The sequence below is a fragment of the Candidatus Palauibacter sp. genome (assembly GCF_965261555.1).
Classification (GTDB): Bacteria; Gemmatimonadota; Gemmatimonadetes; order Palauibacterales; family Palauibacteraceae; genus Palauibacter.
Map to the genome: position 1 here is coordinate 2,567,009 of NZ_OZ253465.1, position 16,222 is coordinate 2,583,230.

The 16,222-nt window shown below is 68.8% G+C and carries 12 protein-coding genes; 8 read left to right on the forward strand and 4 right to left on the reverse strand.

Going from position 1 to position 16,222, the window contains the following annotated elements; all coding sequences use genetic code 11:
* The first annotated feature begins 104 nt into the window (after positions 1-104).
* The 3 genes from ACQY5G_RS11070 to ACQY5G_RS11080 are packed head-to-tail and all read left to right on the forward strand — an operon-like array spanning position 105 to position 4,641.
* Positions 105-1,823 carry an amidohydrolase family protein gene (locus ACQY5G_RS11070; RefSeq protein ID WP_428273953.1) on the forward strand — a complete coding sequence of 573 codons (1,719 nt, stop codon included), beginning with the start codon at positions 105-107 and terminating at the stop codon, positions 1,821-1,823.
* On the forward strand, positions 1,820-3,232 hold the full coding sequence (locus ACQY5G_RS11075) for an amidohydrolase family protein (RefSeq protein WP_428273955.1): 1,413 nt from the start codon (positions 1,820-1,822) through the stop codon (positions 3,230-3,232). The genes ACQY5G_RS11070 and ACQY5G_RS11075 overlap by 4 nt, the downstream gene beginning before the upstream one ends.
* The gene (locus ACQY5G_RS11080) at positions 3,229-4,641 is read left to right on the forward strand and encodes an amidohydrolase family protein (protein ID WP_428273956.1); all 1,413 of its coding nucleotides are present in this window, start codon (positions 3,229-3,231) and stop codon (positions 4,639-4,641) included. The genes ACQY5G_RS11075 and ACQY5G_RS11080 overlap by 4 nt, the downstream gene beginning before the upstream one ends.
* A gap of 39 nt (positions 4,642-4,680) precedes the next feature.
* On the opposite strand, the gene ACQY5G_RS11085 is transcribed toward ACQY5G_RS11080, so the two are convergent.
* Complete coding sequence (locus tag ACQY5G_RS11085; protein ID WP_428273958.1) at positions 4,681-5,031, reverse strand: peptide chain release factor-like protein; 351 nt, start codon at positions 5,029-5,031, stop codon at positions 4,681-4,683.
* An 84-nt stretch (positions 5,032-5,115) separates the two neighbouring features.
* Between ACQY5G_RS11085 and ACQY5G_RS11090 the strand changes: the two genes are divergently transcribed.
* A complete protein-coding gene (locus ACQY5G_RS11090) occupies positions 5,116-5,661 on the forward strand; it encodes a PH domain-containing protein (protein WP_428273960.1) in 546 nt (181 codons plus the stop codon).
* Positions 5,651-7,258, forward strand: a complete 1,608-nt coding sequence (locus ACQY5G_RS11095) for a PH domain-containing protein (RefSeq protein ID WP_428273962.1) — start codon at positions 5,651-5,653, stop codon at positions 7,256-7,258. Before ACQY5G_RS11090 ends, ACQY5G_RS11095 begins: the two co-directional genes overlap by 11 nt.
* A 19-nt stretch (positions 7,259-7,277) precedes the next feature.
* Here the strand turns inward: ACQY5G_RS11095 and ACQY5G_RS11100 are convergent, their stop codons facing one another.
* Complete coding sequence (locus ACQY5G_RS11100) at positions 7,278-9,503, reverse strand: redoxin domain-containing protein (RefSeq protein ID WP_428273964.1); 2,226 nt, start codon at positions 9,501-9,503, stop codon at positions 7,278-7,280.
* A gap of 47 nt (positions 9,504-9,550) precedes the next feature.
* Positions 9,551-11,797 (reverse strand): redoxin domain-containing protein, encoded by a 2,247-nt coding sequence (locus ACQY5G_RS11105; RefSeq protein WP_428273966.1) that lies wholly within the window; start codon positions 11,795-11,797, stop codon positions 9,551-9,553.
* A 204-nt stretch (positions 11,798-12,001) separates the two neighbouring features.
* Between ACQY5G_RS11105 and ACQY5G_RS11110 the strand changes: the two genes are divergently transcribed.
* Entirely contained in the window at positions 12,002-13,561 is a 1,560-nt protein-coding gene (locus ACQY5G_RS11110; RefSeq protein ID WP_428273968.1) for a RecQ family ATP-dependent DNA helicase, read from the forward strand.
* A 2-nt stretch (positions 13,562-13,563) separates the two neighbouring features.
* On the opposite strand, the gene ACQY5G_RS11115 is transcribed toward ACQY5G_RS11110, so the two are convergent.
* Positions 13,564-14,652, reverse strand: a complete 1,089-nt coding sequence (locus ACQY5G_RS11115) for a TonB-dependent receptor (RefSeq protein ID WP_428273970.1) — start codon at positions 14,650-14,652, stop codon at positions 13,564-13,566.
* 99 nt (positions 14,653-14,751) lie between these two features.
* On the opposite strand from ACQY5G_RS11115, the gene ACQY5G_RS11120 reads away from it, so the two are divergent.
* Both ACQY5G_RS11120 and ACQY5G_RS11125 read left to right on the forward strand, forming a co-directional pair.
* Entirely contained in the window at positions 14,752-15,306 is a 555-nt protein-coding gene (locus tag ACQY5G_RS11120; RefSeq protein WP_428273972.1) for a methyltransferase family protein, read from the forward strand.
* Positions 15,307-15,316: 10 nt separating this feature from the next.
* Positions 15,317-16,150: a hypothetical protein gene (locus ACQY5G_RS11125; RefSeq protein WP_428273973.1), complete on the forward strand. Its 834-nt coding sequence runs from the start codon at positions 15,317-15,319 to the stop codon at positions 16,148-16,150.
* The last annotated feature ends 72 nt before the right edge of the window (positions 16,151-16,222 follow it).

Below are 16,222 nucleotides of genomic sequence, written 5' to 3' on the forward strand. Positions count from 1 at the left end.
CGGGACTGAACGGAGATTTACGACCGCGTGTTATCAAAGGTTGTGAAGGGACGGGCAGGGATGTGTTTCGCCGTGATGGACCCACTCGGAAGGATGTACCTCTTATGAACCGAACTGCACTCGCGCGCCGGCTGGCGGGCGGGGTAGTCCCGGGGCTGCTCCTCGCATCGCTGTCCGGCCTCGCCTCTCCGGCGTCTGCCGCCGCGCAGTACATGCCGAGCCAGAGCCCGGTGCCTCCCCCGTTCTTCGCGCTCCAGAACGCGCGCATCGTGACCGGCACGGGCGCCGTCATCGAGGACGGCACCGTCGTCATCGCCAACGGCCTCATCGAAGCCGTAGGGGCCGACGTCGACATCCCCGGTGAGGCGTGGCTGATCGACGCCAGCGGCCTCACCGTCTATCCCGGCCTCTTCGACGGCCTGTCGCAGGTCGCACTGGGGACACCGGGAGGGGACGGGCCCGCCGGTGCCGGCGCCGGAGGCAACCCCTTCCTCGCCCTCGCGCAGCAGGCGAACCAGCCGCGCACCGTGGGGCCGGAGGATCGCCCCGCGACGAACTCCTGGTTCAACGCCGCGGACATGCTGGACGCCGACGCCGACGCGATCGAGACCTGGCGCAGCGGCGGGTTCACGAACGCGCTCGTGGCGCCCGATGACGGGATCGTGACGGGGCAGGGCGTCGTGGTGAACCTCGCGGGCAGCGAGCAGGAGATGGTCGTGAAGTCGCCTGCCGCGCTCCGCGTGACGATGAGCGGCGCCGGCGGATTCCGGAGTTACCCCGGCTCGCTGATGGGCGTGATCGCGTACATCCGGCAGCTCTATCTCGACGCGGACCACGCCGGGCAGTACGAGGCGCGCTATACGGCGAACCCGGGCGGTCAGCCGCGTCCGACGTACGATCGCGCGCTCGGCCCGGTGCAGGATGCGATCGCGGGCGGCTGGCCCACGGTGATGCCGGCGAACGAGGTGCGGCAGATCCGGCGGGCGATCAAGCTCGGGCAGGACACCGGCGCGCGGCCGGTCCTGCAGGGTGCACACGAGGCGTACGGACTGGCCGACGAGATCGCGGCCGCGGGCGTTCCGGTGCTCGTCAACGTGGACTGGCCCGAGCGGAACCGCGATGCGGATCCGGAGGCCGAGGAGTCGCTCTCGTCGCTGAAGCGCCGCGCCTACGCGCCGACGACCCCGGCCCGGCTCGAGGAAGCCGGGGCCGAGTGGGCCTTCTACAGCGGCTCGGCGAACAACCCCCGCGCGATGATGGACAAGGTGCGGACGGCGATCGAGAACGGACTCTCGGAGGAGGCGGCGCTGGAGGCGCTCACTGCCGCGCCCGCCCGCATCTACGGCGTGGACGCGCTCCTCGGCTCCGTCGAGGTGGGGAAGATCGCGAACCTCGTCGTCACGGACGGCCCGCTGTTCGATGAGGGCACCGATGTTCGGATGGTGTTCGTCGACGGCCACAGGTTCGAGGAGGAGGCGCCCGAGCCGCGGCCGACGGAGCCCCCGGCGGTCGACATGAACGGCACCTGGCTTCTCTCCCTGAACAACGATTCGCAGGAGGCGACGGCCGAACTCGAGGTTTCCGAGGACGGCACGATCTCCGGCGTGATCCAGGGCGAGCGCGGCGAGCAGCAGATCACCGACGGCTGGGTGAGCGGCAACGAGTTCAGCATCACCGCCTCGGCCACGATGGGACCGGGCATGGAAGTCGAGATCGTCTATACCGGCACGGTCGAGGGCGACGCGATCGAGGGGAACGCCTCCTTCGGCGGCATGCGCAACATGGACTTCACGGGCACGAGGCCCGGAGGAGGTGTCCGATGAGACATCCGACGACACTGAACATCGGCAGGGTCGGAGCCGGGTGCCTGGCGCTCGGTCTCGCCTTCGCGGCTCCGGACGGGGCCACGGCGCAGGAGCAGCCGATCCTCATCACCGGCGCGACGATTCTCACCGTGGCGGAAGCCGGGCGGATCGAGGACGGCGCCATCCTGTTCCGGAACGGGCGCATCGTCGCCGTCGGTCCGGCCTCCGAGGTGGAGGCGCCCGCCGACGCGATGATCATCGACGGGACGGGCAAGTACGTCACGCCCGGCGTCATCGACGCCCACTCCCACATCGCGGCCGACGCGATCAACGAGGGGGCGGTCTCCGTCTCCTCCATGGTCTCGATCCACGACGTGATCGACCCGACGGACATCGCGATCTACCGCGAGGTCGCGGGCGGCACGACGACGTCGCACATCATGCACGGGAGCGCGAACCCGATCGGCGGGAACAACGTCGTGATCAAGCACCGCTGGGGCGAGGACGCGCAGGGGCTCATCTTCCAGGGCGCCCCGCCCACGATCAAATTCGCGCTCGGCGAGAACCCGAAGCGGGCCGGGAGCCCCACGCTCCCCGGCCAGGAGGCGCGCTATCCCGCCTCCCGCATGGGGGTGATGGACGTGATCCGGCAGGCCTTCATCGAGGCCACCGAGTACAAGGCCGAGTGGGACGCCTACCGCGCGCGGGTCGCCGACGGCGACCGCGATGCGATCCCGCCGCGGCGCAACCTGACGATGGATCCGCTGGTCGAGGTCCTCGAGGGCACGCGCTACGTGCACGCGCACAGCTACCGCGCGGACGAGATCCTGCAACTCATGAGGGTGGCCGAGGAGTTCGGCTTCCGCATCCACACCTTCCAGCACGTGCTCGAAGGCTACCGCGTCGCCGACGAGATGGCGGAGCACGGCGCCCACGCCTCCACCTTCTCCGACTGGTGGGCCTACAAGATGGAGGCCTACGAGGCGATTCCGTACAACGCCGCGATCATGACGCAGCGCGGCGTCAACGTCTCCATCAACTCAGACAGCGGAGAAGAGGGACGACACCTCACTCAGGAAGCCGCCAAGACGATGAAGTGGGGCGGCCTGAGCGAGGCGGAGGCCCTCGCCACCGTCACGATCAACCCGGCGATCCAGCTCTTGATCGACGACCGCGTGGGCTCGCTGGAGGCGGGGAAGGACGCGGACATCGTCCTGTGGGAGAACTATCCCCTCTCCTCCTACGCCAAGGTCCGGACGACGTACATCGAAGGCGAGGTGATGTTCGATGTCGACGCGGACATGGCGATGCGGGCCGAGATCGAGGCTCAGAAGGCGGAATTGAGGGAGATGCTCGGCGAAGCAGACGAAGAGGAGGACCCCGAAGACGAGCGGGATCCGGGCCGGCGGCCGGGAGGTGAACGATGACGCGCGGATCCGGTAACAACCTCGGGAACACCATGAACGACAGGATCGGCACCATGCTGAAGTCGATAGTCGCGACGGCGGCCCTCCTCGGGACCGTCGGGTTCGCCCTGCCCGCACACGCCGCCGCACAGGACGGCGGGACGTTCGCGGTGCGGGGGGCCACGATCCACACGGTGGCCGACGGCGTCATCGAAGGCGGGACGATCGTGCTCAGAGACGGCCGCATCATCGCGGTCGGAACCGATGTGGATATCCCGGCGGACGCCGAGATCATCGACGGGGAAGGGAAGCACGTCTTTCCCGGCATGATCGATGCCTTCAGCTCGCTCGGGCTCACGGAGATCGGGGCCGTGGCGGTGACGAACGACGCGAGCGAACTGGGGCGCTGGAACCCGCATCTCAACGCGCATACGGCGATCCACCCCGCCAGCGAGCACATCCCGGTCGCGCGCGCGAACGGGATCACGCACTCGATGGTGGCGCCCGGCGGTGGCGGGCGCGGCTTCGGCGGCGGCGGAGGTTCCGGCATCCAGGGCCAGGCCACGCTCGTCCATCTCGATGGCTGGACGGTGGAGGAGATGGAGATCGAGAAGACCGCGGCCATGGTCCTCGGCTGGCCCACCCTCACGACGAGTTTCCGCGCCTTCGCCGGCTTTGGCCGCCCGGCCGGCGGCCGCTCCTTCCGCCAGGCGCAGGAGCGCTTCGACGAGCAGGTGGCGGAGATGGACGAGTGGTTCGTCGCCGCGCAGCACTACAGGCAGGCGGTGGCGTCCGGTTCGGAGCGCGTGCCGCGCAACATCCAGCTCGAGCACCTGTCGCGCGTCCTCGATCGGGGGATGAAGGTCATCGTGCGGGCGAACGGCTGGCGCGAGATCGAGTCGGCGATCGAGTTCGCGGAGAAGTGGAATCTCGACCTCGTCATCGCGGGCGGAAACGGCGCGCGCGAGATCGCGGGGACGCTGGCCGAGAAGAACATCCCCGTGATCCTGGGACCGGTGCAGCGGGTGCCCCAGGGCGAGGACACCGCGTACGACGACCCGAACACGCTGCCCGGCGTGCTGCACGACGCGGGCGTCGAGATCGCGTTCGCGACCTTCAACTCGTCCGATTCGCGGACGCTCCCCTACGAAGCCGCGAACTCCGTGTCGTGGGGGCTCACGAAGGAGGCGGCGCTGGAGGCGGTGACGCTGGCCCCGGCGCGCGTGCTCGGCGTGGACGACCGGCTGGGGTCGCTGGAGATCGGGAAGGTGGGGAACCTGATCGTGACCGACGGCGATCCGCTCGAGATCACTACGCAAATCGAGTGGGTGTTCATCAAGGGCGTGCCGTCGGACCTGGACAACAAGCACCGCAGCCTGTGGGAGAAGTACAACAACCGCCCCGCGCGGCGGGTGACGACGACGACCTGACAGACGGAGTCCGGCCGCGGGCTTTTCGACCCGCGGCGGCTACTCGTCGGACTCGGGACGGCGCCGCTGCCTCTTCGTGAGGGAGCGGCGCCGTTTCTTGTCGAGCCGGGTTTCCCGGGAGGCCCGGGTGGGCTTCGTCGGGCGGCGGGGCCGCGGCTCGTGCTCCCGCTCCCTGAGGGCGGTCCGGAGCCGATCCAGCGCGCGGGCGCGGTTGCGGTGCTGGCTGCGGGACTCGCGGGCGGTCACGACGATGCCGGTGGGACGGTGCGTGAGCCGCACGGCCGACTCCGTCTTGTTCTGGTGCTGGCCGCCCGGACCGCCGGCCCGGAACGTCTCGACGGTACACTCGGCGAGCAGTTCTTCGTCGCTGCGTGACCCCGCGGCACTCACGGCTGCCTCCCTCGGATCGCCGGCCGGTTCCCGCCGGTCCGGAGCGCCGACACGAAAACCGTTCGATCAGCGTAACTTGTCCACATGAACGAGTCGACGCACGACGTCGAGACGACGGACCCGGAGGTCGGCGCCATCGCCGATGGCGTGCGCCACGGACTGGACCCGCGGTCGATCCCGCTGCAGCGGGTGGTCGGCCGCATCGTCACGGCGTGCGTCTCCCTCCCGCTGGCGGCGGGCGTCGCGGTGGTTTGGGCCGCGGCCGTGCCGCCGCCGGGCGTCGTGACGTCGATCGTGAGCGGCTGGGCCGTCATCACCGGCGTGCTTGGCTGGTGGCTGCACCGTTGGGCGGCCCTCCATCACCGCTACGCCTCGTACACGGTCAACGCGGAGGACATCGAGATCCGAAGCGGCGTCGTGTGGCGGAAGGCGACCTGCGTCCCGCGCTCCCGCGTCCAGCACACCGACGTGTCGCAGGGGCCGCTCGAGCGTCGCTACGGCCTCGGCACGCTGGGCATCTACACCGCCGGAACCGACTACGCCAAGGTCTCCCTCGACGGACTGGAGCACGAAACGGCGCTCCGCATCCGCGATCACCTCCTGCCGCCCGCGGGTGCCGATGCCGTCTGAGCCGGCGACGCCCTCACGGGCGGTCGAGCACCGGCTCCATCCGCTCTCCATCGGCTTCTCGCTCGGAAGCCAGCTCCGTCGAGCGATCTTCCCCCTGATCGTCGGGGGCGCGTCGGCCAACTTCCTCGGCGTCGTGGAGATGCGTTCCGTTCTCCTCATCGGACTCATCCCGTTCGTCGTCGGGTCCGTCGTTCGCTACCTGACGTTCCGGTACCGGTACGAGGAGGCGGAACTCGTGATCCGGAGCGGACTCCTGTTTCGGCGCGAGAGGCACGTCCCCTACGCCCGGATCCAGAATCTCGACGCGGTGCAGGGCGTCTTCCATCGCGTGCTCGGCGTCGTGGAGGTCAAGCTCCAGACGGGCGGGGGACAGGAACCGGAGGCGACGCTGACGGTGCTGCCGCTGCCGGCCCTGGAGGCGTTGCGGCAGCGCGTCCGCGAGGGAAAGCGGGAGGCGGCCGAGGAGGGGACGGCGGCGGCGGAGGCGACGGCTGCGGACGCGGCGGCGACGGCCATGCCCGCCGAGCCGCCGGCGGACCCCGCCCTGGCCGGTTCGGAGGAGGGTCGCACGCTGCTGCATCTTCCCGCGCGCGAACTCCTGCTCCACGGCCTGCTCCAGAACCGGGGCATGGTGCTGATCGCGGCCGCCTTCGGCCTTGCGTGGGAGTTGGGGCTCTTCGAGCGGGCGTCCGACTGGATCGCCGGGGAGCAGTCGTGGATCGGGCCCGCGGTCGAGGGCGCGGCTTCAGACGTGGTGGCGGCCGGCATCCTGGTGACCGTCGTCGCCATTACGGCGCTGGTCGTCGCCTTCGTGATCTTCGCGCGGATGCTCTCCGTCGCCTGGACGCTCGTCCGCCTCCACGACTACCGCGTCGTGCGGTCCGAGGAGGGGCTGCGCGCGACATTCGGCATGCTGACGCAGGTCGCCGCCACCATCCCGCTGCGCCGCGTTCAGACCGTGACGATCCACGAGGGACCGCTCCAGCGCTGGGCGGGCCGGGTCGCGGTCGGCGTGCAGACGGCCGGAGGAAGCCAGGCCGGACAGTCGGGGAACGCGGACCCCCACCGGCACCGACTCGCGCCGATCCTGCGGCGGGACCGTCTGCGCGAGTTCCTCCGGGAGGTGATCCCCGAGCTGGACGTCCCCGAGGTCGGCTGGGAGCCCGTGTCCCCGCTCGCGTTCCGGCGCGTCGTGAGGGGAACCTGCTTCCTCGCCACCCTCGCGTCGGTTCCGCTCTACTTCACCCTCGGCGCCTGGGGCGTGGCCTTCCACGCGGCCTTTCTGGCCTGGGCCGTGTTCTACGCGCGGCGCTACGTCGAGTGCCTCGGGTGGGCGCTGAAGGACGACATGGTCTGGTTCCGGAGCGGCTGGCTGTGGCGCCGCACGACGATCGCACGCTACACCCGCATCCAGGTCGTGGCGCTCCGGACGACGCCGATCGACCGCTGGCGGGGCATGGCCCGGCTTCTGGTGGACACGGCGGGCGCGGGGGCCGCCGCCCACAAGGTGGACATCCCCTACCTGCCCCTGGACACGGCTCGGGAACTGAGGACGCACCTCGCCGCCGAAGCCGCCCGCACCGCCTTCCGCTGGTAGAGGGCCGGCGCCGCCGCGGTCAGCGAGTGTCGTCGGTTTCCCGGAGCGCCTCCACGCGCCAGGAGAACTCCTCGTCGAGCTTCGACGTGTTGCCGCGCTTGACGAACTGCACGTAGCCCTGCGGGTCCACGAACCAGGTCGTGGGCCAAGCCGCGACGCCGGCCCGCTGCACGTAGCCATCGTCCATGAGTACCTCGAAGTCGAACTCGTTGCGCGCAAGGTATTCGTCGACGATCTGGCGCGAGTTGTCGTTGCTGATCGACACCACGCGCACTTCGGGGTCGTCCCGGTAGCGGAGGTCGAACTTCTGGTATTCGGGCATCTCGACGATGCAGGGACCGCACCAGGTGCCCCAGAAGTGCACCACCGCGATCTTGCCGTCGAGGTCCGCCGAGTCGACCAGCGACCCATCGATCCGCGCCAACCGGAACGGTTCGTACGTCCCCGCAGCCTCGACGCGTGACTCCAGGATCCGCTCGCGCCGGCGAATCTGATCGCGCTCGTCCAGCGTGTCGAGGTATTCTTCCATCCCCTCGCGACTACCGTAGCGGCGCTCATAGAGCGCTTCGATTGCGGCCTGACTGGGGTTCTCACCCACCTGCGTACTCCCGAGGCCAGCGATGTACGAGTCCTCCGCACGGTCCAGCCACTCGACCGCACGAACCTCATCTCCGTCGGCCTCCGCCTCGTCCGCGAAGCGTTCGTAGACCTGCCCGAGGTGGTATCGGGTTTCTCGATTGGCCTCCGTGAGCGCCAGCGCGCGTTCGAGCGCGTGACGCCCGTCCTCGACCCGGCCCGCCTTGAAGTAGCCCCACCCCATGGCGTCGTAGACGATGCTCAGGTAGTAGCGCAGGCTCTGCTCGCGCTCCCCTTCGGTCTTGAAGAGGGTCCCGAAGTTCTGGACTCGGTCGACGGCCGCCTCGAGACCTCGGTCCCTCGCGAACTCGGCCGCCTCGGAGGCATACGGGGTGGACTCGGCCATGGCGACCAGCGCGTCTCCGTACGTGATGTGGGGGTTCAGCTCGTCGTACCGGACAAGTCCACGAACGGCCGCCGCCAATTCCTCGGCGGGCGGCGGATCCATTTGACTGAGTGCGAAGTAGAGGCGCAGGTACGCGCTGGCCAACTGTCGATCCGAGTACCGCGGGCGTTCAAGGAAGCGGTTCACGGCGTCGCGCACGACCTCGAGTTGCGCCCGGAACTCGGGTGAGTCGCGGCCTTTCGCCTGGTAGAGACGGTTGAGTTCGCTGCTCTCGGCATTGTATTCCCGTGCGTAAATCAGCGACGCGTGGCGACTGAGGGGAGCGCGCTCGACGACCAGAGCCTCGAGTTCCTCGGCCCGATCCGTATCCCCCATATCCCTGTACATGCTTGCGACGGCTGAGAATCCGCGGATGGACTCGGGCCCCGCCTCCGTGAACTCGGCGATGCTGGCCTCGACGGCCGGAGGGCGCTCGTCGGCGGGGAGAACGTCCGATTCGAACAGGATCCACCAGTGCCACTGCCGGACGTCGACCGATCCGGGCGCGAGCGCCACGGCCCGCTCGATCAGCGGCAGCGCCTCTTCCGGCCGGTTGGCGCGGAAGAGGTCTTCGGCCGCCCGGAGGTGTCCATTAACGTGATCCGGGAACCGCTCCCGCAGTTCCGCGTATGTGGCGAGGCTCGAGTCGGCCCATGCGGGGTCGCTCAGCTCGTACTGCGCCTGAGATTCCAGCTGGGCGCGCGCCATGAGGAGTTCCGGCGTCGCCCGGGTAGCCGAATCCAGCGCAGCAAGGAAGGAGCGGGCCCCCTCGACGCCGTCGAGGCGGAGCGATTGGAGATGGGCGGCCGCGAACTCGGGACGGGGCGACGTCTCCCACGCTCTCAGACTGGGCTCGAGCGCGAGGTCCCATTCGTTCTCCGCGAAGTACGAAAGCGCCTGCGCATAGTGTCCCCACGGGTTGTCCGGGTCACCGGCAAGGATGGCGTCCGCCTGCTCGCGGGTTTCCTTGAACAACCACCAGGCCGCGAGTTGTTCCGCGTAGAGAGCCCGGAGTTCGGCGTCGTCGGGGGCGCGTGCGACCCATTCCTCGCCTAACAACCGGCCGGCCTCGAAGGTGCGGAGGCGCACATGATCCCGAAGTTCGGCCTTCGCCGCCTCAAGTTCCTCGGCCGTGTAGTCGGGCGGCGTGCCGCAGCTCGCGAGGGCAGCGCACGCGAGGAGGAGTCCGACCCGTAGGACGGGGGGAGTGGAGCGAGACGGCATGGTGTACCTCCCTGCGGCGTGCGTCCTCGTCGTTTGGCGCGTCCCGGTCACGGGCTGCTCGTCGTCTCTTCGCGGAGCGCCTCCACGCGCCAGGAGAACTCCTCGTCGAGCTTCAGGGCGGTGCCGATCTTGACGAACTGTACATAGCCCTCCCGGTCGACGAACCACGTGGTCGGCCACGCGTTCACGCCGGCGCGCTCGACGTAGCCGTCGTCCACCAGCACGGCGAAGTCGAAGCTGTTCTTCCCGAGATACTCCTCGATCACGTCGGTTGAGCGGTCGTTGCTGATCGAAATCACCGCCACTTCCGCGTCTTCCCGGTAGCGTTCGTCGAACTTCTGGTACTCGGGCATCTCGACGATGCACGGTCCGCACCACGTCCCCCAGAAGTGGAGCACGGCGATCTTCCCCTCGAGGTCTGCGGAGTCGACCATCTCGCCGTCCAGCCGGGCGAGTTGGAACGGTTCGTAGGTCCCCGCAGCTTCGACCCGTGACTCGAGGATGCGGTCGCGGCGCCGGATCCGGTCCCGCTCGTCGAGCGTCGCGAGGTACTCCTCGATCCCTTCGCGGCTCCCGTTCCGGCTCTCATAGAGCGCTTCGAGCGCCGCCTCGTTGGGGTTCGTGCCCCGGCTGGCACCGAATCCCGCGATATAGGAGTCTTCTGCCTGGTCGAGCCACTCCGTCACGGCCTCGGCGTTGCCCCGTTCCTCGGCCTCGGTGGCCAGTTGCTCGTATACCTGTCCCAGGTGGTAGCGGACGTCACGGCTGTTCTCGGAGATCGCCAGCGCGCGTTCGAGGGTGTGACGTCCGTCCTCCGCGCGGCCGGCCTTGACGTAGGCCCAGCCGATCACGTCGTAGATCCCGCTCAGCGACGACCGGAGCGCCTGATCGAACTCGCCTTCGGTATCGAAGAAGTCGCGCGAATCCATGATTTGCTCCAGCATCGCCGGCACGCCCTCGCGCACGATGTCGGCGGCCTCCAGGGCATACGGCGTGTTGTCGATCATGGCCAGCGGGGCCGACCCGAAGGTGATGCGCGGGTTGAGGGTCTCGTGTGCCGCGAGTCCCCGCACGGCGTCGGCGAAGTCCTCCACCGGAATCGGATCCATCGCGTTGAGGGCGAAATAGAGTGTGATGTAGGCGGTGCCCTTGTAGGTGTCGCTGTACAGCGGCCGCTCCAGGTACTCGTACACGGCATCTCGCACGACTTCGAGCTGGGCCCGCACCTCGGGCGAGTCCGAGTCGTGCTCTTCCCGGAGTTCAGAGAGCTTGTCGTTGGCCCCCTGCAGCTCGGCGAGGTAGACCATCGAAGCGTAGTAACTCCCCGGGTCGCTCTCGACGATGCGCGCTTCGAGCTCGGCCGCCCGCTCTTCGTCCTCCATGTTCCGGTACATCGAAGCCATCGCATACCGGCCAGGCGGCGTCTCGGGGCTCGCCTCGCGGAACGCCGCCATGCTCGCTTCAACGGCCGGTCGACGTTCCTCTCTCGGAAGCAGTTCCGACATCCAAAGACCCCGCCAGTGCTGGCTCCGCACCTCCGACGAACCCGGCGCCAGCTCGAGGGCGGATTCCATGAGCGGCGTCCACTCATCCATGCGCCGCGCCTGATACGCCTCGTTGGCCAACCTGGTGTAGCCCAGCACGTGGTCCGGGAACTGTTCCTTGAACTCGGCCCACGTCGCGCGGCTCGAGTCCGCCCATGTCGGATCCTGGCGCCGGTAGCGGGCCTGGGACTCCAACTCGGCCTGCATCCGGAGGACCTCCGGCCACCCGCGGGCTTCTTCGTCGAGCCCTTCGAGGAACTCCCACGCCACCTCGAAGTCGTCCCGGCTCAACACCCGGAGGTAGAGGGAGGCGAACTCGGGTTGGGGAGCTGCCTCCCACGCATCGCGCACCAACTCGATGGCGGGTGTCACTTCGTTGTCGACGTAGTGCGCGTAGCCCTTCGCGTAGAGGCCCCATGGATTCCCGGGGTCGTTCGCGAGGATCGCAGCGGCCTGCTCGTGGACCTCCTTCGACAGCCGCCAGCCCACGAGCTGGTAGGCGTAGAGCCCACGGAGTTCCGCGTCGTCCGGGGCGCGGGCGACCCACTCCTCGCCGAACAGCTTGCCGGCCTCGAAGGTGCGCAGCCGCGCGTGGTCCCGGAGTTCGGCCTTCGCCGACTCGAGTTCCTCGGCGGTGTAGTCGGGTGGAGCGGCGCCGTCTCCACATGCTCCAAGCAGCGCGCCCGCGAACACCACCAGCGGAAGGAAGAGTCCGACCTTCAGGACGGAACGGCGGGAACGCGTCGACATCGGCACACCTCCGGGGGCAGGGACGTCCTGGGTCTGACGTTGCCAGGTCTGACGTGGCCAGACCCCTCAAACTCTATCGACACCGAGACGAGTGAAAGGGTTCCCGCGCGCACGCGTGCACGGCAGCGTCAACGCACGGCCTCGCAGAGGAGACCGGCGTCACGCCGTTGAGGTCACGTTGAGCCCCCGGCGGATATCCGTCGTATGTTCACGGAGATGAGCGACCCCCGACCCCACGACCCGGAATCCGTCCTCCGCGACGTCTTCGGTTACGACGAGTTCCGGCCGGGACAGGCGCACATCATCGAATCGGTCCTGGCGGGACGGGACTGCATCGGCGTCATGCCCACCGGGGCGGGGAAGTCGCTCACCTTCCAGGTCCCGGCCCGCATCATGCCCGGGACCGTACTCGTCCTCTCCCCGCTCATCAGCCTGATGAAGGATCAGGTCGACGCGCTCCGCGACGTCGGGTTCCGGGCCACCGCGATCAACTCGTCTCTCGCGGCGGACGAGCGCCGGCGCCGATTGCGGGGATTCGAGCGCGGGGACTACGAACTCGTCTATCTGGCGCCGGAAGCGCTGGGTCCGCACATGCGGGAACGCCTGCGTTACGCGCCGCTTTCCCTGATCGTCGTCGATGAGGCGCACTGCATCTCCCAATGGGGACACGACTTCCGCCCTTCGTACCGGGCGCTTCAGGGACTGCGGGACGAGATTCGCGATCAACGCGCGGGAGGGAACGGACTGCCCATCCTCGCGCTCACCGCGACCGCCACCCGCAGGGTCGCCGCCGACATCGTTCGACAGTTGGGAATGAGGAAGCCCGAGGGATACAAGGGTTCCTTCTTTCGCTCGAACCTCCGCGTGATCTGCCGAAAGAAGGGGGAGGGAAATACACGGGCCGAGATCCTCGGGCTCATCCGCCGCCACCGGGGCGAGAGCGGGATCGTCTATTGTCTGTCGAGAAAGTCCGTCGAACAGATGGCGGAGTTCCTCCGCCGCGAAGGCGTCGACGCGGTCCCGTACCACGCGGGACTCGACGACGCCGCGCGGGCCGAGCACCAGGACGCGTTCGCCCGCGACGAGGTCGACGTGGTCGTGGCGACCATCGCCTTCGGGATGGGGATCGACAAATCCAACGTCCGCTTCGTCATCCACCGCGACATGCCGTCGGACATCGAGTCGTGGTACCAGGAGATCGGACGCGCGGGGCGCGACGGGCTCCCCAGCGACTGCGTCCTCTTCTACTCGTGGGCGGACGTGAAGGTGCGCGAGCGGTTCCTCGCCGAGATCGACGATCCGACGGTGCGCGAGGCGAAGCGCCGGGCGGCCGTCGACCTCTTCCGGCTCGCGGACCGCGACGTGTGCCGCCACCGCGGGCTGCTCGCGTACTTCGGGGAGGACTTCGATGCGTGCGGCGAAGCGTGCGACGTGTGCGCGGGAATCGGCGTCGCGGACCTCGTGGACGTGCTCCCCGTGCTCAAACGGAAGGCACGCGCGGCGGGTTCCCGGCGGCGGACCGCGGCGGTCGAGGTCGACCGGTCGCCGTCGGACCCCACCTTCCAGCGTCTCCGCACCCTGCGGAAGCAGCTGGCGGATGCGAGAGGGGTCCCCGCCTACATCGTGTTCAGCGACCAGGTGCTGTGGGACCTGATCGACCTGCGCCCCGGCTCGCCCGAAGAGATGCTGCGCGTGCCCGGCATCGGCCCCGCCAAGCTCCAGCAGTACGGCGAAGTCTTCCTGGCCGCGCTACAGGAAGGCTGAACTCACGATTTCGTCCAGATCACGACGGCGCCGCACCGTGACTCCATTCCGGCGAATTCGGCCGGCAGCTCGGAGGGGCCTCGATACACTTCGACGCCCGCGATCTCGATCGGGATGACGAAGTCGTTGATGTTCGTTGAGGAGCCGGGCCCGATCCGACTCCGGCGGACGACGAGGCTGCCGTCCAGGTAGACGCTCATCAGGCAGCCCTCGCTCGAGGAAGCGTCCGGTATCCGGGAGTTGTACAGCCGGCAGCTGTTGAGCCGCGCTCCGCAGCCTCCGAGTCGGATCCCCGGGACATCGGCGATCATGTGCGTGATCCGGGTGGGGTTGCGGCGCTCGATATCCTCGGCCGTGAAGAAGGTGCCGCCGCTCACGAGTTCGCCCCAGTACTTCCGCTCGTAGAAGCCCCTGGTCTCCAGCCTGCGAAGCCTCACGGCAGTCGCCACCAGCGGCTCCATCACCAACGGTTCGGGCACGAGACCGATCTCGATCTCCGTCGTGCGGCCGCGGGCCACCACGACCGGATGGCGGAACGGCGCATATCCGATATGGCGCACGGTGATCTCACGTCGGCCGACGGGGACGCCGCTGACGACGAAGCGGCCTCTCCGGTTGCTCGACACCTCGCCGGGATCGCCGATGATGGACACGGCGGCGGTGGCCACAGGGTCATCCGTCCCGGCATCGCGCACGTGCCCAATGAGCCGTCCCGTGCCGGCGTCGGAGAGGAGAAGCCGAAGCTCCACTTCGTGCGGCAGCCCCGCTTCGAGGGCTACCACGGACTCCTCGCTCGATGCATCTCCGAACTCGGCCCAGAGCGTGGCCTCTCCGGCGTCTCGGGGAGCGCAGAGCAGCAGGTGTCCGTCGGTTCCGGCCGTTTCGCGGACGGGTTGCCGCACCGCGTCCGTCCAGCGCAGAACCACGGTGGCCTCCGGTATCGGAATGAAGCCGGACTCGTCCACTACCAAGATGCGGAGGGAAGCCCGGCCGTCGCATTCGTCCGTCGACTGGCCCTCCATGCCGACGGGGACGACAAGCGGCTGCAGCGCGACCAGAACCGTCATCGCCAGCGTTCTTCCGTGATACATGCCCCGTACTCCCGTGAGGTAGATCGCCTGTCCCGTTGGTGGTGTGGCGCACGTAAGTTGCGGCTGTTCGGAAGACGCCGGAATCACTTGCGGCGTCACATGGCTCCGATGCCCCACGCGGAGGATCGAACCACGAAACCCTCGCACGCCGCAGCACTGAAGACGGCGCTCACCGCAGTCGTGCTGTACGGTGTCTTCGTGGTGGGCCTCCCGGCACTTGTCCTCCAGAACATCGAAGGGGTTCTCCTGCCCTCGACGGATATCGGGTTCTTCCGCTGGCTGGGCGTGCCTGTGGCGGGATTCGGCTTCTACCTATACCTGTGGGCAGCCATCCGGCTCGTGCGGCGGCAGACCCCGGCCATCCCCGGCGTCGCGCCCACCGTGCTCGTGACCGACGGATGGTATGGACGCACGCGTCATCCGCTCCTCTTCGGTGTGGTCCTCATCCTTCTTGCGGAGGCCGTGTTTTTCTCGTCCGCGGCCCTGCTCGCCTACGCGCTCGCTTACTGGCTGTGGCTCACTCTCTTCGTTGTCCTCAAGGAGGAACCGGATCTCCGGCGTACCTTCGGCGAGGCGTTCGACGGCTACTGCCGTGACGTTCCGCGCTGGATGCCGCGACCAGGGCGGACCTCGCGGCCGGCCGGCTCCCGGTAGAGCCAGCGCGATGCCGGAGGTCTTTTTCCACGTCGGGGCGGGGCGGGCGGCTTCGCGGTGGCTGCAGGAACAGGTGTTTCCGCACCTTCGAGGTGTGCGCTACCTCCCGCGCACCCGGTTTCGGCAGAGCGCGAAGGTGGTGCGGCGGGGTGGAGATCTTCCCGTCCTCGTGTCCCGACAGCTCGGATACCGCGAGTTCACGCCCGCCGTTGAATGGTTCGCGCGCCTGGCGCCGGCGGCCCGGCCGATCCTGATCCTGCGCCGCCACGATGAGTGGCTCCGGTCGGTATATCTCCGGGAGATCAAGGAGCTGCGCTACGTCCCGTTCGAGGCTTTCATCGACTTCGAGCGCGACGAGGGCCTCCGGCCCCGGTCCTCGGCCCTCTTCCGCGAGCGCATCCGCGTGCTCGAGGATCACTTCGAACATCGGCCGCTCGTCCTTTTCTTTGACCGACTCCTCGCGGACCCGCGCGCCTTCGTGCGAACGATCGCGGACTACGTGGGCGCGTCGTATGAGGAGGCCCGGATCTCGTTCCGCCCCTCGAACCGTTCCTATCGAGACCGGCAGTACCGGTTTCTGCGGGAGGTGCGTCGACGCTGGCCGGCGAAACGGAGGGCGGAGCCCGCGCCCGCCGCCCTCCGGTGGCTTCGGGTCCGGAGTCGACGGCTCGCCTGGCACGCGGGCGTGGCGCTCGGGCAGGTCGCACCGGAGCAGATCCTGAGTTCCGATCCGCTCCTCACCGATCAGCAGCTCGCACGCGTCCGCACCTTCTACGAAGCGGACTGGCAGGCCTGCGTGGACTACGCCCGCCGACACAACCCGGGACTCATCGCCGGGGACTGACCGAACGCCGAAGGCGACGACGGGCTCGCCGCATCCGCTGGCGCCCCCCAGATTCCCGCCCCTGTACGTCAT